Source organism: Rhizobium esperanzae (assembly GCF_002204185.1).
Taxonomy (GTDB): Bacteria; Pseudomonadota; Alphaproteobacteria; order Rhizobiales; family Rhizobiaceae; genus Rhizobium; species Rhizobium esperanzae.
Map to the genome: position 1 here is coordinate 39,897 of NZ_MXPU01000011.1, position 14,355 is coordinate 54,251.

Sequence of the window (14,355 nt, forward strand, 5' to 3'; positions counted from 1 at the left end):
TGTACTGATTGCGTGATGCAATCGGTTAATCGGAGGATAGTGCCATGAACGATATGCGCACGAAGCAGCAGACCGTCCGTGATCTCTACGCCGCCTATCTCGAAAACCGCAAGGATATTGTCGGCGCCATGCTGACGGAGGACTTTACCTTCTCCAGCCCGCACGACGATCATATCGACCACGCGACGTATTTCCAGCGCTGCTGGCCGAAGGAGCCGTTCTTCCGCGCTATTCATATCGAATTCCTGGCGGTCGACGGCGATGAGGCCGCTGTCCGCTACCGCGCCGAAAAACTCGACGGCGGCAGCTTCGGCAATATGGAGAGCCTGCGTTTCCGCGGCGGCAAGATCGCCTCGGTAGAGGTCTATTTCGGCCGGAATCTGTAATTAGAAGATCCGCAGCGCCGACGTCGTGATGATGACCATCGAGACCGCCACCATCAGCGGCCGCACCGGCAGCCGCTTGACCAGGATGGCGCCGAAAGGAGCGGCGATGACGCCGCCGATGATCAGGCCGATTGCCGAATTGAGCTCCGACCAGCCGAGCGTCAGGATGAAGGTCAGCGAAATCGTCAGCGTTACCGCAAATTCGGTGAAGTTAGTCGAGCCGATCACCCGCTTCAGATCATGGCCGCGCCCGATCAGCGTGCTGGTGACGACAGGTCCCCAGCCGCCGCCGCCGATCGCATCGAGCATTCCGCCGCAAAGTCCGACAGGCGGCACCACCCAGTCGCGCACTTCGCGCCTGGATGGCGGCCGGAACGCCTTGTAGAGGATCAACAGGCCGATGGCGAGCAGATAGGCCGACACGAAGGGCGCGATCACCTTGCCGTCGATATTGGCCAGCAGATAGGCGCCGATCGCCCCGCCGATCATGCCGGCAGGCGCCAGCCGCGCCACCAGCCGCCAGTCGACATTGCGATGATAGGCATGCGAAATGCCGGATGCTGCCGTTGTGAACATTTCCGTCACATGCGTCATGGCGCTGGCATTGGCCGCCGGCACTCCGAAGGCCAGCAGGCTCGTGGTCGACAGCACGCCGAAGGCCATGCCAAGCGCGCCGTCGACGATCTGCGCGCAGAAGCCGACGGCGATGAAGAAGAAGATATCCGATGTCATATAGTCCCCTCAGACGAACGATAGCATCAGAATCCGCGATGCGTGAGACACTTTTGACCTCACGCCGAAAGTCCGCGCTGCTTCAGCCGGACGATCTTGAAAAAGCCGTTCGGAAAGACCGGCAGAATATCGGTCGTGGAAAAATCGCCGCGACGTTCGGCCCAGGCGAGGATGCGGTGGATGCGGAAGGCGGAGGACCAGCCGATGTGGCGCACCAGCGGCGCCACCGCCGCCTCGATTGCCCCCTGCAGCCCGGCGCCATCGCCGAGCTTGCTGGCGAGGATGATCTCGCCGCCCGGCCGCAGCACCCGGGCGCATTCGTCGAGCGCCCGCTCCGGCTCGGGAATCAGCGTGATGACAAAGGGCAGGCAGACCGCGTCGAAAGACTGGTCGGCGAAGTTCAGCGCGTGGGCATCCATTACCTCGAGCGCCTGCACATGCTGGAGCTTCTCGCGCCGCACCTTTTCGCGCGCCCGTGCGATCATATGTTCGGAAATGTCGATGCCGGTCACCCGGCAGTGGCTGGGATAGTGGGCGAGCGTCAGACCGGTGCCGACTCCGATTTCAAGAATATCGGTGCCCGCCGCGGCGGCAAGCGCGGCAAGCTTGCGGTGTCCGTCGCGCAGGATGCCGCGATAGACGCGATCATAGACCGGTGCCCAGCGCTGATAGATTTTCTGCTGATCTTCCGCCCGGTTGCGAAGCTCCGACATGCCTGAACCTCCCTGCGCATGAACCCGAGAATCGGAATCGATTTTCGGCAAGGATCATGCGTTTATCGCAAACATAGAGCGCCTTAGCGCCTCTCACAGAGGCGCGGCGCTCTAAAAACCCGGGACTTCAACTCCTGAGAGTGGAGTTGGGTTCCGCTCGGAATGTGACTGAAGTCACAAACCGTCACGGTGGGCAGCTATTTCGCCGGCGTGAACCCGAACTTCTCAGCATCCATCGCGCTGCCGATCTCGACCGATTTCTCCTGCTTGTCATAGACGCAGATCTGGACGATGAGCCCCTTGGCCCCCTTCGGCTTTCCCGTCATTAGGGCCAGCCCGTAATGCAAGGTGCCGAAGGGATCGACGGCGGCCTTCGGCTTCTCGATCGCGACCGCCGCCTTCCTGCACTTGGCTTCCACGTCGGCGGCCAGCTGTTTCCAGGCCTCGTCCGAAGAGGCATGCGCCGCAGGGACAAGAAACGGAAGCGCGGCAATGGCGAGATGCGGGATTATATTCCTGTTCATGTCGGATCTCCATTGGTGTCGGTCGCCGGTGAAGCGGTTTTCGGGGCGGTATGCCGGGCGATTTTCCGCGCCCGAATCCCGCCCTGAAACTGAGGCAAATTTTCCTCCGTCCGGTCGTTTTTTGATATTTCGCCGGTTGCCTCTCCCCCGTTCCCCTCCTATGTTCCGCCTCACCTGCCGATGACGCAATCTATTGCCAAGAGGAGATCTGACATGGCTTTCGAATTGCCTGAACTTCCCTATGATTACGAAGCGCTTGCCCCGTTCATGTCGAAGGAAACGCTGGAGTTTCACCACGACAAGCACCACAAGGCCTATGTCGACAACGGCAACAAGCTCGCCGCCGAAGCCGGCCTTGCCGATCTCTCGCTCGAAGAGGTCGTGAAGAAGTCCTTCGGCACCAATGCCGGCCTCTTCAACAACGCCGCCCAGCACTACAACCACATCCATTTCTGGAAGTGGATGAAGAAGGGCGGCGGCGGCAACAAGCTCCCGGGCAAGCTGGAAGCGGCTTTCGCCTCCGATCTCGGCGGCTACGACAAGTTCAAGGCCGATTTCGCCAATGCCGGCGCCACCCAGTTCGGCTCCGGCTGGGCCTGGGTTTCCGTCAAGAACGGCAAGCTCGAAATCTCCAAGACCCCGAACGGCGAAAACCCGCTCGTTCACGGCGCCACCCCGATCCTCGGCGTCGACGTCTGGGAACACTCCTATTACATCGACTATCGCAACGCCCGCCCGAAATATCTCGAGGCCTTCGTCGACAGCCTGATCAACTGGGACTACGTCCTGGAGCGCTACGAAGCAGCCACGAAGTAAGCGGTGCGAGGCTGCCGCCATTGGCGGCGATCTCTCAGCTACCTTGATTTGCACCCGGCGTTCCCCGAACGCCGGGTGTTTGTTTTCACATCCCGCCGTCACATCCCTGTCACCGGCCGATCCTAACCACGCCTCATGTCCATGTCCGCTCATCCTGTCTTCCGCTTCGGTATCATTGCCGATCCGCAATATGCGGCCATTCCTCCGCATGCGGCCATGGACCGCTACTATGCCAACAGCCTCGCCAAGGTCGCCGAGGCGATCGAGGTCTTCAACGGCTGGGAGTTGAGCTTCGTCATGACGCTCGGCGATGTCATCGACCGTGGCTTCAAGAGCTTCGACGAGATCCTGCCGGTCTATGGGAGGCTCAGGCACGAGGCGCTCTTCCTGCTCGGCAACCATGATTTCTCCGTCTCCGCGGGGCATCTGTCCGAAGTCGCCACCCGTCTCGGCATGCCGTCGCCCTATTACAGTTTCTCGCGTCACGGCTGGCGCTTCATCGTGCTCGACGGAAATGAGGTCAGCACCTTCGCTCCGCCGGAAGGCCACCCACATCGCGCCCTTGCCGCGCAAATGCTGGCCGAGCTAGAGGAGAAAGGCGCCAGGAATGCGCATCGCTGGAATGCCGCGCTGAGCGACGTGCAGTTCGCCTGGCTGGCCGATGAAATCGGCAAAGCGGCCGAGGCCGGCGAAAAGGTGATCGTCATGAATCACTATCCCGTGCATCCGCCCAGCGAGCACGGCATGTGGGACAGCGAGCGCGTCGTCGCGCTGCTCGCCTCGCAGGCCCATGTCATCGCCTATCTCAACGGCCACGACCACGTCGGCAATTACGGCAAGGCCGGCGCCTGCCACTTCGTCAACTTCAAGGGAGTGGTCGACACCAAAAGCGAAAACGCCTTCGCCATCGTTGAGGTCCATGCCGACCGCCTCGAAATCCGCGGATTCGGTCGGGAAGAGAGCCGGACGCTGGCTCTATAACAGGAACAAAACCAAGGTATGCGGGGCGCCTCTCCGACGAAGCGCTCAACGCTCCAACGGTGAGTTTGGCGGAACGCAATCCCACCCTCCGTCATCCTCGGCCTTGAGCCGAGGATCCATGCCCGCTGCTGATAGAGACGAAGGTGGATCCTCGGCTCAAGGCCGAGGATGACGGAGGAGAGGGCAGATGTCGGCAGTCCTTTGGCGGACGTCGAAGAACTGCCAGGCACAAGGGCGCTTCCCCGGACCGCATGACACTGACCTCCTGCTCGGGTCTTAAACGCCGCCAGACGTGTTCGCACAATGCCTGCCCATCACCCCGCCACAGCCTTCTCCGCCCACCCGCTCGTCCACAATTCCCGCAGCCTGTCGCCGTCGCCCTTGAAGAAATCCTCGCTCGCCGCGCAGCGCTCCACCCGGTCGCTGCGGAAATTGCGGATCGCCTGGCGCAACTCGCACCAGGCGACGATATTGGCGGTCTGCGAATAATAGATCAGCGCGATCGGCTGGATCGTCCGCTCGCTTCCGCGGCCGAGTTCGTCGCGGTAGGCGAGCATCAGCTTGCGTTCGTCGCGGATCGCCCGGCGTACGATCGCAAGGTCGAAGCCGGCCGGCTGTGCGGTCGAGCCCCAGGCATAGAGCGCCTTGGTGTCCATCGCCTGGCGCAGCGGCGCCGGCACGGCGCCTGATATCTTCTGGTTGACCCGGCGCCCGGCCTGCTTCAGCTCCTCGTCGGCGGTGCGTTCGAGCAGAGCCAGCGACAGCACGATCGCCTCCATCTCCTCGATCGAAAACATCAGCGGCGGCAGGTCGAATCCCGGCCGCATGATGTAGCCGATGCCGCGCTCGCCTTCGATCGGCACGCGCATCGCCTGGAGTGCGGCGATGTCGCGATAGATCGAGCGCACGGTCACCTCGAGCGTCTCGGCCATAACAGCCGCCGTCAACGGTTTTCTGGCGAGCCGCAGGATCTGAATGATCTCGAAAAGCCGCGAGGCCTTGCGCATTTTGCCTCTCCCATCCCTTACGCTCCTGACAATACACTGTCAGTTGGGTTTGCGTATAGAGCCGCCTATCGGATTGAAATCTATCGGGGTGTTTGAAAACGGCCCTCGGAACGACAAGGCGGTAACTGACATGAATTACCACGAAAACCTCTGGCTCTTCTTCACCCTTCTCTTCGGCATCATCATCGTGCCCGGCATGGACATGCTCTTCGTGCTCGCCAACGCGCTGACCGGCGGTATCCGCCGGGGGCTGGCGGCGACAGGCGGCATCATGGCCGGCGGCGCCGTGCATTCGGCCTATGGTGCTGCCGGCGTCGGTGTGCTCGTCACCATGCTGCCGCAGCTGTTCAACGTGCTGCTCTTTGGCGGCGTCGCCTATATGATCTGGATCGGCATTTCGCTGATGCGCAGCTCAATCACCGTCGAGGCGGTCGGGCCGGCAACGGCGGGCTCCGGCTGGCGCGCCTTCCGCCAGGGCGCCGTCACCTGTCTGGTCAATCCCAAGGCCTATATCTTCATGTTCGCCGTCTATCCGCAGTTCCTGAAACCGGAATATGGCCCAGTCTGGATGCAGGGCCTGATCATGGGCGCCATGACGATCGCCACCCAGTTCGCCGTTTACGGCACGCTGGCGATGACCGCCGGCCGCAGCCGCGATCTTCTTGTCGCCAATCCCGATGCCACGGCCTTCGTCGGGCGTTGCGCCGGACTGCTTCTGGTCGCGGTCTCCACGCTCAGCCTCTGGCAGGGTTGGAAAAGCGCCTGAGCCTCGAATTCCTGCCGCTTCAGGCCGGTTGTCGAGCACCGTCGCTGCATCTGCCGATTGAGGTCGATGCGGCAGCGGAGGTCGCTGCATCTTCAGCGATGACTTGCGACAGTGCTGCGGAGATGTTCTCTTATCATCGCGCGAAACTCACCGAATGTCTGGAACCCAATGTGCCGTACAAGCCGATGGACCGTTGCTGGAGAAACGCGGCACCTGCGCGCAACCGCGGCAGCACTTTCAAAGGCCGTTATGTCAGGTTTTTCCAGGATCTCCCTTGCGACCCGTTCGAGGCTGCCGGGAAATACGAGCTGCCGGCCGGCAATCTGGTGCTTGAGTTCTTGCAGTGTTGAAGGAGGAGGAGAGTCCCGATCCTTTAGCATCGCACGCACTTTCAAAAGAGCCACCTTCACGCAATCTCGGTCGAAGCCTGCACAGAGGCGGCGCCTCGCATGAGGTGCGCGAAGTGGACGCGTTTCGCTCCGACTAAATCGCCTGCGGCTTGAAATCGCTGGCAGCGACCGGCATCACGCCCTGCAACAGAGCGACGGACTTCTCCAGCCCTTCGAGGCTGTTCAGAAGCACATCCTCATGCTCTATCGAGAGCCAGCCATCGTAACCGGCCATCTTCAGCCTGTAGCAGAACTGTCTCCACCATTCTTCGCCATGGCCGAAGCCGAGCGTGATGTAGGACCAACTGCGTGCCGGAATGTCCATCAGGCTGCCGTTCTCCAAAAGGCTGGTGACGGCCTGTCTTGGAGCGTTGAGGAAAGTATCTTTGGCGTGAACATGGTATAGAGCGTCGCCGAGCGCTTCTGCGGCCGCAAGGGGATCGGCGCCCATCCAGAAGAGATGTGACGGATCCAGGTTCGCTCCGACGATCGGGCCGACAGCTTCGCGCAGCTTCAGCAGCGAGGGGACGTTATAGACGCACTGATTGCCATGCAGTTCCAGCGCGATGCGTTCCACACCGTGATCCCTGGCGAGCGCCACGATCTTGGTCCAGTAGGGGAGGAGCTTCTCCTCCCACTGGTAGCGAAGCATCGCCTGCGTCTCCGGCGGCCACGAGGAGACCACCCAGTTCGGCATCGTATCGACGGCATTCCCGGCTGGAAGTCCCGACATCGCGCAGACCGTCTTGATTCCCAGTTCGCCGGCTGCGCGGATCGTATCCTCAAGGCCCTGTCCCTGGGCAAGATCGGTCGGGTGCAGGGGATTTCCGTTTGCGTTCAGGCTTATCACTTCCAGTTCGCGATCGGCTAAGGCTCCGAGGAATGACTTCTGCGCGTTCTTGTCCCGCAGGATCGTCGTGAGATTGAAATGCGGCGCCGTCGACCAGCCGCAGGTGTTGACCTCGACGCCGGAGACGCCCAGTCTTTGAGCGTGATCCAGCATCGCCTCGAAGGGCATGCCGCCGAGGCTGTCTGATACGAATCCAAGCTTCATGCGTAAAACTCCGGTTTGGCAATCATTTCGACGGGGATCTTGCGGCCGTCGTTCAAGGCTCTGACGCCGGCTTCGGCGACCCTTGCGGCGCAGTATCCGTCCCAACTGCTCGACGCGATGTGCGGGAACACTCCGGTTTCGACGAACCGAACGAACGCGCGGTTCTGGCGGCGGTAGGCTTCGGCGTAGCGGCCGCGCCAATCCGCCTCGTAGCTTGTGCTTTGGCCGAGCTCCCGGTCGACGCGGGTGTAGTTGACGGCGTTCATGGCGATGGTCGCCTTCTCGCCAACCAGTTCGGCACGGACGTCGTATCCGTAGGCTGCGTTGTTGTTGATCTCGATATTAACGAGTTGATCATCGGCGGTTTCGAGCACCATATAGACCGGTGCGACCAGCGCGTCGGACCGCTTCGGCTGGAAGGCGGAGATCGATACGTATTCCGTGTCGAGGACGTGTCGGACGACATCGAACTCGTGCGGGGCGGAATTGGTGATTGCCATCGCTCCGGTGAAGTCCGACGCGGGCGTCGCGACATTACGATGAAAGTTGTGCATCATCAGGGCGCGGCCAATCGCACCGTGCTCCAGAGCCTGCTTCATTTCCACATAGGATTGATCGAAGCGGCGCATGAAGCCGAGCATGATGAACTTCTTTCCCGCGGCTTCTTCCGCCTGCATGATCTCCAGGCACTCTTTCGAAGATTGCGACAGCGGCTTTTCGCAGAGAGCCCGTTTGCCGGCTCTTATGCAGGACAGCGACAGGGGCGCGTGCGTGAAATCGGGGCTTGCAATGATGACCGCATCTACGTCCGGGCGAGCGGCGACCCGGTCGGGGTCAGAGGCGACATCGTGAGCGCTGTAGGCGTCCGCTACCTTGCGGGCGCGATCCGCATCCATGTCGCAAACGACCTGGAGGCTCGCCCCCGGCAGATCTTCCGCGACGATTCTCGCATGATCGGCTCCCATCAGTCCTGCCCCGATGACGGCGATCCTTATTGTCATTTCGATATTTCCTGTCGTTAGAGAACCAGAGATTTGCGGCAGGCATTGCGCCTCCTCGTGCCAAATGCGCGCCGGGAACCCCATCCCGGCACGCACCCTTGGGAGGGCTTACTTCTTGGCGTATTGATCGACGTTGTCCTTGGTGATCGAAGCAAACGGCACCAGCTTTTCGGCCGGAGCATCCCCGCCCTTTTTCAGGCCTTCCACGACCTCGAAGGCGGCCTTGGCCTGGCCTGCTGCGTCCTGGAAGATGGTCTGCGACATGGTGCCGGCCTTGATCGCATTCAGAGCATCGGCCGTACCGTCGACACCGGAAATCATCACGCCCTTGAGGCGATCAGCACCCTGAAGTGCTTCGAGCGCGCCGAGCGCCATCTGGTCGTTGGCTGCGACGATTGCATCGAACTTCGGAAAGCTTTGGATCCAGTCTTCCGTAACCTTCATGCCTTCAGCGCGGTCGTAATTGGCCGAGAGGCTGGCGAGGGTGGTCACGTCGGACCGGCCGAGCGCATCCTCGAAGCCCTTCTTGCGTTCCTGCGTGTGCGAGAGCCCCGGCGTGCCTTCGAGGTAGAGGATCTTGGCGTCCTTCGGCAGATGTTCTTTCATGTATTCGCCCTGAAGACGGCCGGCATCGATATTCTTCGAGCCGACGAACGTGTACTTGCCGCCTGCCGATTGGATGCCGAGAGCGATGACGGGAATGCCGGCCTGGTTCGCCTTCTCGACCCCCGGTACGATGCCCTGATAGTCGACCGGCACGACAACGATCGCATTGACTTTCTGCGCGATGAAGTTGTCGATCTGATCGAGTTGCTTGCTGACGTCGTTGTTGGCGTCGGAGAAGTTCACTTCGACTGCCGGGTCGGATTTCGACGCCTCGATGAAGGCATTCTTGCGCGCCATGACGAAGACGTCCGTATCCGCCATATTGGCGTAACCGACGACGAATTTGTCTGCGGCGAATGCGGCGCCGGTGGAGATGGCGGCAAGGGATATGGCGCAGGCGAGAGCGAGTTTGGAAATGGCTTTCATAGGGTCCTCCCATTGAGTTTCAGGTTCATTCCGGATGCGAGAAATTTCCCGCCGACAAAGAGGTGGTTCGGAAGCAGGCGCTAGCCCGCCGAAGAACATCGGTCATGCCTTCTTTTTGCTGCGGGCAGACTTGGTCCAGACATCGAGGATCACGGCGATCGCGATGATCAGACCCTTGATGATCTGCTGCCAGTAGGAGCTGACATTCATGAGATTGAGCATATTGTTGATGACGCCGATGATCATCGAGCCGATGATTGTCCCGGTAATCGTTCCGGTGCCGCCCATCAGGCTGGTACCGCCGACGACGACCGCGGTGATCGCATCGAATTCATAGCCGACGCCGCCGGCCGGCTGACCGGAATTGATGCGAGACATGAGGACGATGCCTGAGACGGCGCACAGAATGCCGTTGAAGATGAAAGCCTTCACGACGATGCTGTCTGGATTGATGCCGGAAGCGCGAGCGGCACGCTCATTGCCGCCGACCGCGTAGACGTATCGGCCGAACTTGGTCTTGTTGAGAAGAATCCAGGAAATGACGATGACGATCGCGAGGATGAGCACGGAGATCGGAACTGGTCCAAGCGAGCCTTGCCCAATCACTCTGAACTCGCCCAAGCCCGTCACGGGTGATCCACCCGTATAAAGGAGCACTGCGCCGCGTGCGACCGTCGTCATCGCCAATGTCATGATGAACGACGGGATGCGGAAGAAGGTGATGACGAAGCCATTGATGATGCCGGTCACCATGCCGACTGCTACGCCGGCGACGGCCGCGAGGATGACGCTGCCGGTGATGGCCATCACACTCGCGGCGATGACACCACAGAGCGCCAGAACAGATCCCAGCGACACGTCGATGTGTCCCAGAATGATGATGAAGGTGACGCCGCATGCGAGAAGGCTCACCACGACGACCTGACGCAGGACATTGGTCAGGTTGGCTTCCGTCAGGAACGTTGGGCTTAATATCGACGCCAGGATGCAGATTCCGACGAAGATGAGGACCGTGCCGTACTTCCGGTAGATCTGGGAAAAGCTCATGTTGCGAGAGCCTGGAATGACCTGGCCTTGTCGTTTCACGGCCGCGTCTGCGCGTTCGATACTCATCAGTGTCCTCCCGTGGCGAGGCGCATGATGCTTTCCTGAGTGGCCTCGTTTCTTGTTAGTTCGCCGGTGACCCGGCCTTCGCTCATCACCACCACGCGATCACTCATGCCGAGGATCTCGGGCAGTTCGGATGAGATCATGATGATCGCGAGCCCCTGACGAGCGAACTCGGTCATCAGTCTGTGAATTTCGGATTTCGATCCGACGTCGATGCCGCGTGTGGGTTCATCGAGAATGAGCAGCTTCAGATCGCCCAGCAGCCATTTCGCCAGAACGATTTTCTGTTGATTGCCGCCGCTGAGGTTCTCCACGATCATTGCCGTATCGGGCGTCTTGATCTGGAGCATCTTGATCATGCGCTGGGCGGCTGTCTCTTCCTGCCGCTCGCTGATGAAGAGGTTGGACGCGAACTTCTTGAGGTTCGCGAGCGAGATGTTCTCGCCGACGGATCGGCAAAGCACCAGACCTTCCGCCTTTCGATCCTCCGAGACCATGGCGATGCCGTTGGCGATGGCATCCTTGGGCGACGCGAGCTTGAGCGGCTTTCCATTCAGGCGGACGACGCCCGCGTCCGCAGCGTCCAAGCCGAAGATGACCCGGGCTACCTCGGTCCGCCCGGCGCCGATCAGGCCGGAAAGGCCAACGATTTCGCCGGCGCGCACCTCGAAGCTGACACTTTCGAAGCTGCCGTCACGAGAGAGGTTCTCGACGGAAAGGACGATGTCGCCGATCGGCACTTCTTCTTTCGGAAAGATGCTGGATATCGTGCGGCCAACCATCTGCGAGATCAGCTTTGCCGGCTCATATTCGCTCGCCGGGGCGGCAGCGACGAATTGGCCATCACGCATCACCGTGATGTCGTCGGCGATCTGGAAGATCTCGTCCATCTTGTGGGTGATGTAGATGATCGCCACGCCTGCTGCTTTAAGGTCCGCGATCTGCCTGAACAGCATCGCAACTTCCGTGTCGCTGATCGCCGACGTCGGTTCGTCCATGATCACGAGCGAGGCTTCGCGCGAAATCGCCTTGACGATCTCGATGAGCTGCATCGTTGCGATGGACAGATCGCGCATTTTGGTTTGGGGACTGTATTTCAGGCCCAGACGGTCGAGCAGCGCCTGCGTATCTGAATTCATGCGATCGAAATCGACGAACCGGGACAAAACGCCCGTCCTGGTATAAGTGGGTTCGCGGCCGAGAAAGATGTTTTCGGCGATGGTCATGTCGAGCACGGGGCTGAGCTCCTGGTGGATCATCGAGATCCCTCGCTCCAGCGCGGATGCAGCGCTCTGGTGATCGAGCTTTTCGCCCCTGAAAAAGATCTCTCCGCCGTCGATCGCGTAGATACCGCTCAGGATCTTCATAAGCGTCGACTTGCCCGCGCCATTCTCCCCGACGAGGACATGGACCGTGCCGGCACGAACCTTCAGGCTCATGCCATCGAGGGCGAGAACGCCAGGGAAGGCCTTGGTGATTGAGCGCATTTCAAGAACGACGCCGGCTCCGGTATCCATAGGCGTGCGATGGCCTTCGCCGCCCGAAAGCGGCGCCACCTTTTGCAAGGTCGCAGACATGAGAGTATTTCCTCCAGATGAAAGGGCTCTCCCAAGCCCTCCTGCCAAACCGGCTCTTACTGGAAGATGAAATCGCGAAAATTCCGCAAACTGTCAACGAACTGGTAGATTTTTCTCCCAAAACCTCTCATAGATACCGTCACAATATGAGAGGTCTGGTATGTCTCGCCCAACGATCCCTGACTTGGCAAAGGCCGCGAATGTAAGCATTTCAACGGTCGACCGCGTGCTGAACGGTCGCGATCCCGTCCGTCCACAGACGGCCGAGCGGGTTCTTAACGCCGCTCGGCAGATCGGCTTTCACGGGGTGACCGCCATCGCTCGCCGACTCGAGCACGACAAGCCGGTGATCAAATTCGGTTTTCTTCTCAAGCAGTCTCACCGCAAGCTCTATCAAATGTGGAGCGACATTCTCGTTGCGGCGACCGAGGCGTTTCCCGACGCCCATGGAAGGGCCATCGTCAGATTCATGGACGACCTAGCGCCCGACAAGGCTGCCGAGGCGATCTACGCTCTCAGTCGCGAAGCCGATGTCATTGGAATGATCACCTCCGACCACCCGCAGGTGAACCACGCCGTCGATGGCCTGGCATCGGAAAACATTCCTGTGGTGACCATGATTTCCGATATTTCCACCGCCTCCCGCGCTGGATTTGTCGGCAACGACTGCGTCAAAAAGGGCCGCACGGCCGCCTGGTTCATAGCCGGGCTGAACGGCAATGGCGGCAAGGTTTCCGTCTTCGTCGGAAGTCACCGATACCTGGCTCAGGACCTGAACGAAATGGGCTTTCGGTCATATTTCCGGGAGACCGCGCCGGGCTTCCAGATGCTGGAGACCATTGCCACTCTCGAAGAACCCGAAATCGCCTATGAGGCGACGCGCCGCCTTTTGCAGACAGAGCCGAATTGGGTCGGGCTCTACGTTGCCGGCGGCGGCATTACGGGTGTGATGCGAGCCCTTCGGGAGGATGGTGGGCCGGCAGCCAAACGCCTGGTGGTTATAGCACACGAGCTCACGAACGAAACGAGAGCCGGTCTTGCAGAGGGGCTGATCAAGGTCGTTCTGTCTCATCCGGCAAAGCTGCTGGGGGAGACCCTGGTGCGCGCGATGGCGGAAGCGCTCAGTGCTGACCGCTCCCCAACCGTTTCGCAGCACATTGTGCCATTTGAATTCTACAACGCCACGAATATTTGAAGTTTCCTCGCCATCAAGGCAAAGCGCCGCCGGATAGCGCGCCGCCACTCCGGCACGGCGACTCGCGGCTCCGACAGCCGCGAGCTTTGCCGCTTTTCTCACTGGCCCCAGGTCATTTCGCCCTTGGCGACTTTCGCCCCTAATTCCAGCGAAACCGGCATGGCAGCGTCGGGATAGAGTTTCTTCATCGCTGCGATCAATGCGTTGGAGTCTGCGGCCTTGGCTGCCTCGGCGTCAAAGGCTATCAGGTGATCGCGCGTGTAGCTGACGCCGGACGCATCCATCGGCCATGTCGGGGTGCCATGACCCGATACGACGATCTTGGGCTTGCGGGCGAGGATGCCGTCAAGTGCTGCGCGCCAGGCCTTTCGCTCTTCGGCTGTCGGAAGGTCGGCGACCCAGGGATACATGCCGCCGAAGACAGGGACGCCGCCGAACACGGCGCTGAGCGACGGAACCCATATATAGCGACCGCGATCCTTCAGACCTGGCGCGGTGACGATCTCGAGCTTCTCGCCATCGACTGACAGCGTGTTGATATCGCTGGCCTCCGGGAAAATCAGTTCGGCCACCGACTTCGGACCGTTGTCGCCCAGAACAGGCGACCAAGCCTTGATCTTGCCTTCGGCCTTTTCCCGCATCAGGGCGACGGTGTCGCGCGCTGCAAGGATGCGGGCATCCGGGAAGGCCTGATGGACGGGTGCGAGACCGAAATAGTAGTCGGGATCGTTGGCGGTGATATAGATCGTCGTGAGCTTTTTGCCGCTGGCCTTGATGGCATCGGCGACGATCTTGCCGTCCGAATAGCTGAAGCTCGAGTCGATGAGGACTGCCTCCGTCTTCCCGGTCACAAGGACCGGGGCGCGCAGGAAGCCCGCTTCGGTCGTCCTGAACGCCGTCCATGACAGTGGAGACTTCTCCTGCGCCACGCCGGATGTGGCGAGCGGGATCATGATGACCGCTGCTGCGGCGATCGTCTTGAGGGTGGTGCGTCTGTTGATCATCGTAGATTTCCGAGGTTTGTGGGATGAGCCTACCTTCGAGGCAGAGGGGATCTGCCGCAGCCGACACC

At 60.6% G+C, this 14,355-nt stretch carries 16 protein-coding genes; 5 read left to right on the plus strand and 11 right to left on the minus strand.

Annotated features, from left to right (window positions below; all coding sequences use genetic code 11):
- Positions 1-44: 44 nt before the first annotated feature.
- Positions 45-386 carry a nuclear transport factor 2 family protein gene (locus B5E41_RS17270; RefSeq protein ID WP_088395361.1) on the plus strand — a complete coding sequence of 114 codons (342 nt, stop codon included), beginning with the start codon at positions 45-47 and terminating at the stop codon, positions 384-386.
- Here the strand turns inward: B5E41_RS17270 and B5E41_RS17275 are convergent, their stop codons facing one another.
- The 3 genes from B5E41_RS17275 to B5E41_RS17285 form a co-directional block, all read right to left on the minus strand.
- Complete coding sequence (locus tag B5E41_RS17275) at positions 387-1,118, minus strand: sulfite exporter TauE/SafE family protein (protein ID WP_088395362.1); 732 nt, start codon at positions 1,116-1,118, stop codon at positions 387-389.
- A gap of 59 nt (positions 1,119-1,177) precedes the next feature.
- Positions 1,178-1,831 carry a class I SAM-dependent methyltransferase gene (locus B5E41_RS17280; RefSeq protein WP_088395363.1) on the minus strand — a complete coding sequence of 218 codons (654 nt, stop codon included), beginning with the start codon at positions 1,829-1,831 and terminating at the stop codon, positions 1,178-1,180.
- 197 nt (positions 1,832-2,028) lie between these two features.
- Positions 2,029-2,355 (minus strand): hypothetical protein, encoded by a 327-nt coding sequence (locus tag B5E41_RS17285; protein ID WP_088395364.1) that lies wholly within the window; start codon positions 2,353-2,355, stop codon positions 2,029-2,031.
- Between the two features lie 213 nt (positions 2,356-2,568).
- Between B5E41_RS17285 and B5E41_RS17290 the strand changes: the two genes are divergently transcribed.
- Together B5E41_RS17290 and B5E41_RS17295 are read left to right on the plus strand one after the other, a co-directional pair.
- Positions 2,569-3,171, plus strand: a complete 603-nt coding sequence (locus tag B5E41_RS17290) for a superoxide dismutase (protein WP_064801230.1) — start codon at positions 2,569-2,571, stop codon at positions 3,169-3,171.
- A 135-nt stretch (positions 3,172-3,306) separates the two neighbouring features.
- Complete coding sequence (locus B5E41_RS17295; protein ID WP_088395365.1) at positions 3,307-4,152, plus strand: metallophosphoesterase; 846 nt, start codon at positions 3,307-3,309, stop codon at positions 4,150-4,152.
- A 314-nt stretch (positions 4,153-4,466) separates the two neighbouring features.
- Here the strand turns inward: B5E41_RS17295 and B5E41_RS17300 are convergent, their stop codons facing one another.
- Positions 4,467-5,159 (minus strand): helix-turn-helix transcriptional regulator, encoded by a 693-nt coding sequence (locus B5E41_RS17300; protein WP_088395366.1) that lies wholly within the window; start codon positions 5,157-5,159, stop codon positions 4,467-4,469.
- A 130-nt stretch (positions 5,160-5,289) separates the two neighbouring features.
- Here B5E41_RS17300 and B5E41_RS17305 point away from each other — a divergent pair, with 130 nt between their 5' ends.
- Positions 5,290-5,925, plus strand: a complete 636-nt coding sequence (locus B5E41_RS17305; RefSeq protein WP_088395367.1) for a LysE family translocator — start codon at positions 5,290-5,292, stop codon at positions 5,923-5,925.
- Positions 5,926-6,017: 92 nt separating this feature from the next.
- On the opposite strand, the gene B5E41_RS17310 is transcribed toward B5E41_RS17305, so the two are convergent.
- The 6 genes from B5E41_RS17310 to B5E41_RS17335 form a co-directional block, all read right to left on the minus strand.
- Positions 6,018-6,305 carry a MurR/RpiR family transcriptional regulator gene (locus B5E41_RS17310; protein WP_088395368.1) on the minus strand — a complete coding sequence of 96 codons (288 nt, stop codon included), beginning with the start codon at positions 6,303-6,305 and terminating at the stop codon, positions 6,018-6,020.
- Positions 6,306-6,408: 103 nt separating this feature from the next.
- On the minus strand, positions 6,409-7,368 hold the full coding sequence (locus tag B5E41_RS17315; protein WP_088395369.1) for a sugar phosphate isomerase/epimerase family protein: 960 nt from the start codon (positions 7,366-7,368) through the stop codon (positions 6,409-6,411).
- Positions 7,365-8,369 carry a Gfo/Idh/MocA family oxidoreductase gene (locus tag B5E41_RS17320; RefSeq protein ID WP_088395370.1) on the minus strand — a complete coding sequence of 335 codons (1,005 nt, stop codon included), beginning with the start codon at positions 8,367-8,369 and terminating at the stop codon, positions 7,365-7,367. Before B5E41_RS17320 ends, B5E41_RS17315 begins: the two co-directional genes overlap by 4 nt.
- Before the next feature lie 108 nt (positions 8,370-8,477).
- Entirely contained in the window at positions 8,478-9,401 is a 924-nt protein-coding gene (locus B5E41_RS17325; protein WP_088395371.1) for a sugar ABC transporter substrate-binding protein, read from the minus strand.
- Positions 9,402-9,503: 102 nt separating this feature from the next.
- Positions 9,504-10,514, minus strand: coding sequence for an ABC transporter permease (locus B5E41_RS17330; RefSeq protein WP_088395372.1), 1,011 nt, complete (start codon positions 10,512-10,514; stop codon positions 9,504-9,506).
- Positions 10,514-12,088 (minus strand): sugar ABC transporter ATP-binding protein, encoded by a 1,575-nt coding sequence (locus tag B5E41_RS17335; protein ID WP_088395373.1) that lies wholly within the window; start codon positions 12,086-12,088, stop codon positions 10,514-10,516. The genes B5E41_RS17330 and B5E41_RS17335 overlap by 1 nt, the downstream gene beginning before the upstream one ends.
- Before the next feature lie 160 nt (positions 12,089-12,248).
- Here B5E41_RS17335 and B5E41_RS17340 point away from each other — a divergent pair, with 160 nt between their 5' ends.
- A complete protein-coding gene (locus tag B5E41_RS17340) occupies positions 12,249-13,283 on the plus strand; it encodes a LacI family DNA-binding transcriptional regulator (protein WP_088395374.1) in 1,035 nt (344 codons plus the stop codon).
- Between the two features lie 98 nt (positions 13,284-13,381).
- On the opposite strand, the gene B5E41_RS17345 is transcribed toward B5E41_RS17340, so the two are convergent.
- Positions 13,382-14,287: an MBL fold metallo-hydrolase gene (locus tag B5E41_RS17345; RefSeq protein ID WP_088395375.1), complete on the minus strand. Its 906-nt coding sequence runs from the start codon at positions 14,285-14,287 to the stop codon at positions 13,382-13,384.
- Between the last annotated feature and the right edge of the window lie 68 nt (positions 14,288-14,355).

Coding starts and splice junctions, on each gene's coding strand:
- B5E41_RS17270 (WP_088395361.1), top strand. CDS start 45: ATGAACGATATGCGCACGAAGCAGCAGACCGTCCGTGATCTCTACGCC.
- B5E41_RS17275 (WP_088395362.1), bottom strand. CDS start 1,118: ATGACATCGGATATCTTCTTCTTCATCGCCGTCGGCTTCTGCGCGCAG.
- B5E41_RS17280 (WP_088395363.1), bottom strand. CDS start 1,831: ATGTCGGAGCTTCGCAACCGGGCGGAAGATCAGCAGAAAATCTATCAG.
- B5E41_RS17285 (WP_088395364.1), bottom strand. CDS start 2,355: ATGAACAGGAATATAATCCCGCATCTCGCCATTGCCGCGCTTCCGTTT.
- B5E41_RS17290 (WP_064801230.1), top strand. CDS start 2,569: ATGGCTTTCGAATTGCCTGAACTTCCCTATGATTACGAAGCGCTTGCC.
- B5E41_RS17295 (WP_088395365.1), top strand. CDS start 3,307: ATGTCCATGTCCGCTCATCCTGTCTTCCGCTTCGGTATCATTGCCGAT.
- B5E41_RS17300 (WP_088395366.1), bottom strand. CDS start 5,159: ATGCGCAAGGCCTCGCGGCTTTTCGAGATCATTCAGATCCTGCGGCTC.
- B5E41_RS17305 (WP_088395367.1), top strand. CDS start 5,290: ATGAATTACCACGAAAACCTCTGGCTCTTCTTCACCCTTCTCTTCGGC.
- B5E41_RS17310 (WP_088395368.1), bottom strand. CDS start 6,305: ATGCTAAAGGATCGGGACTCTCCTCCTCCTTCAACACTGCAAGAACTC.
- B5E41_RS17315 (WP_088395369.1), bottom strand. CDS start 7,368: ATGAAGCTTGGATTCGTATCAGACAGCCTCGGCGGCATGCCCTTCGAG.
- B5E41_RS17320 (WP_088395370.1), bottom strand. CDS start 8,369: ATGACAATAAGGATCGCCGTCATCGGGGCAGGACTGATGGGAGCCGAT.
- B5E41_RS17325 (WP_088395371.1), bottom strand. CDS start 9,401: ATGAAAGCCATTTCCAAACTCGCTCTCGCCTGCGCCATATCCCTTGCC.
- B5E41_RS17330 (WP_088395372.1), bottom strand. CDS start 10,514: ATGAGTATCGAACGCGCAGACGCGGCCGTGAAACGACAAGGCCAGGTC.
- B5E41_RS17335 (WP_088395373.1), bottom strand. CDS start 12,088: ATGTCTGCGACCTTGCAAAAGGTGGCGCCGCTTTCGGGCGGCGAAGGC.
- B5E41_RS17340 (WP_088395374.1), top strand. CDS start 12,249: ATGTCTCGCCCAACGATCCCTGACTTGGCAAAGGCCGCGAATGTAAGC.
- B5E41_RS17345 (WP_088395375.1), bottom strand. CDS start 14,287: ATGATCAACAGACGCACCACCCTCAAGACGATCGCCGCAGCAGCGGTC.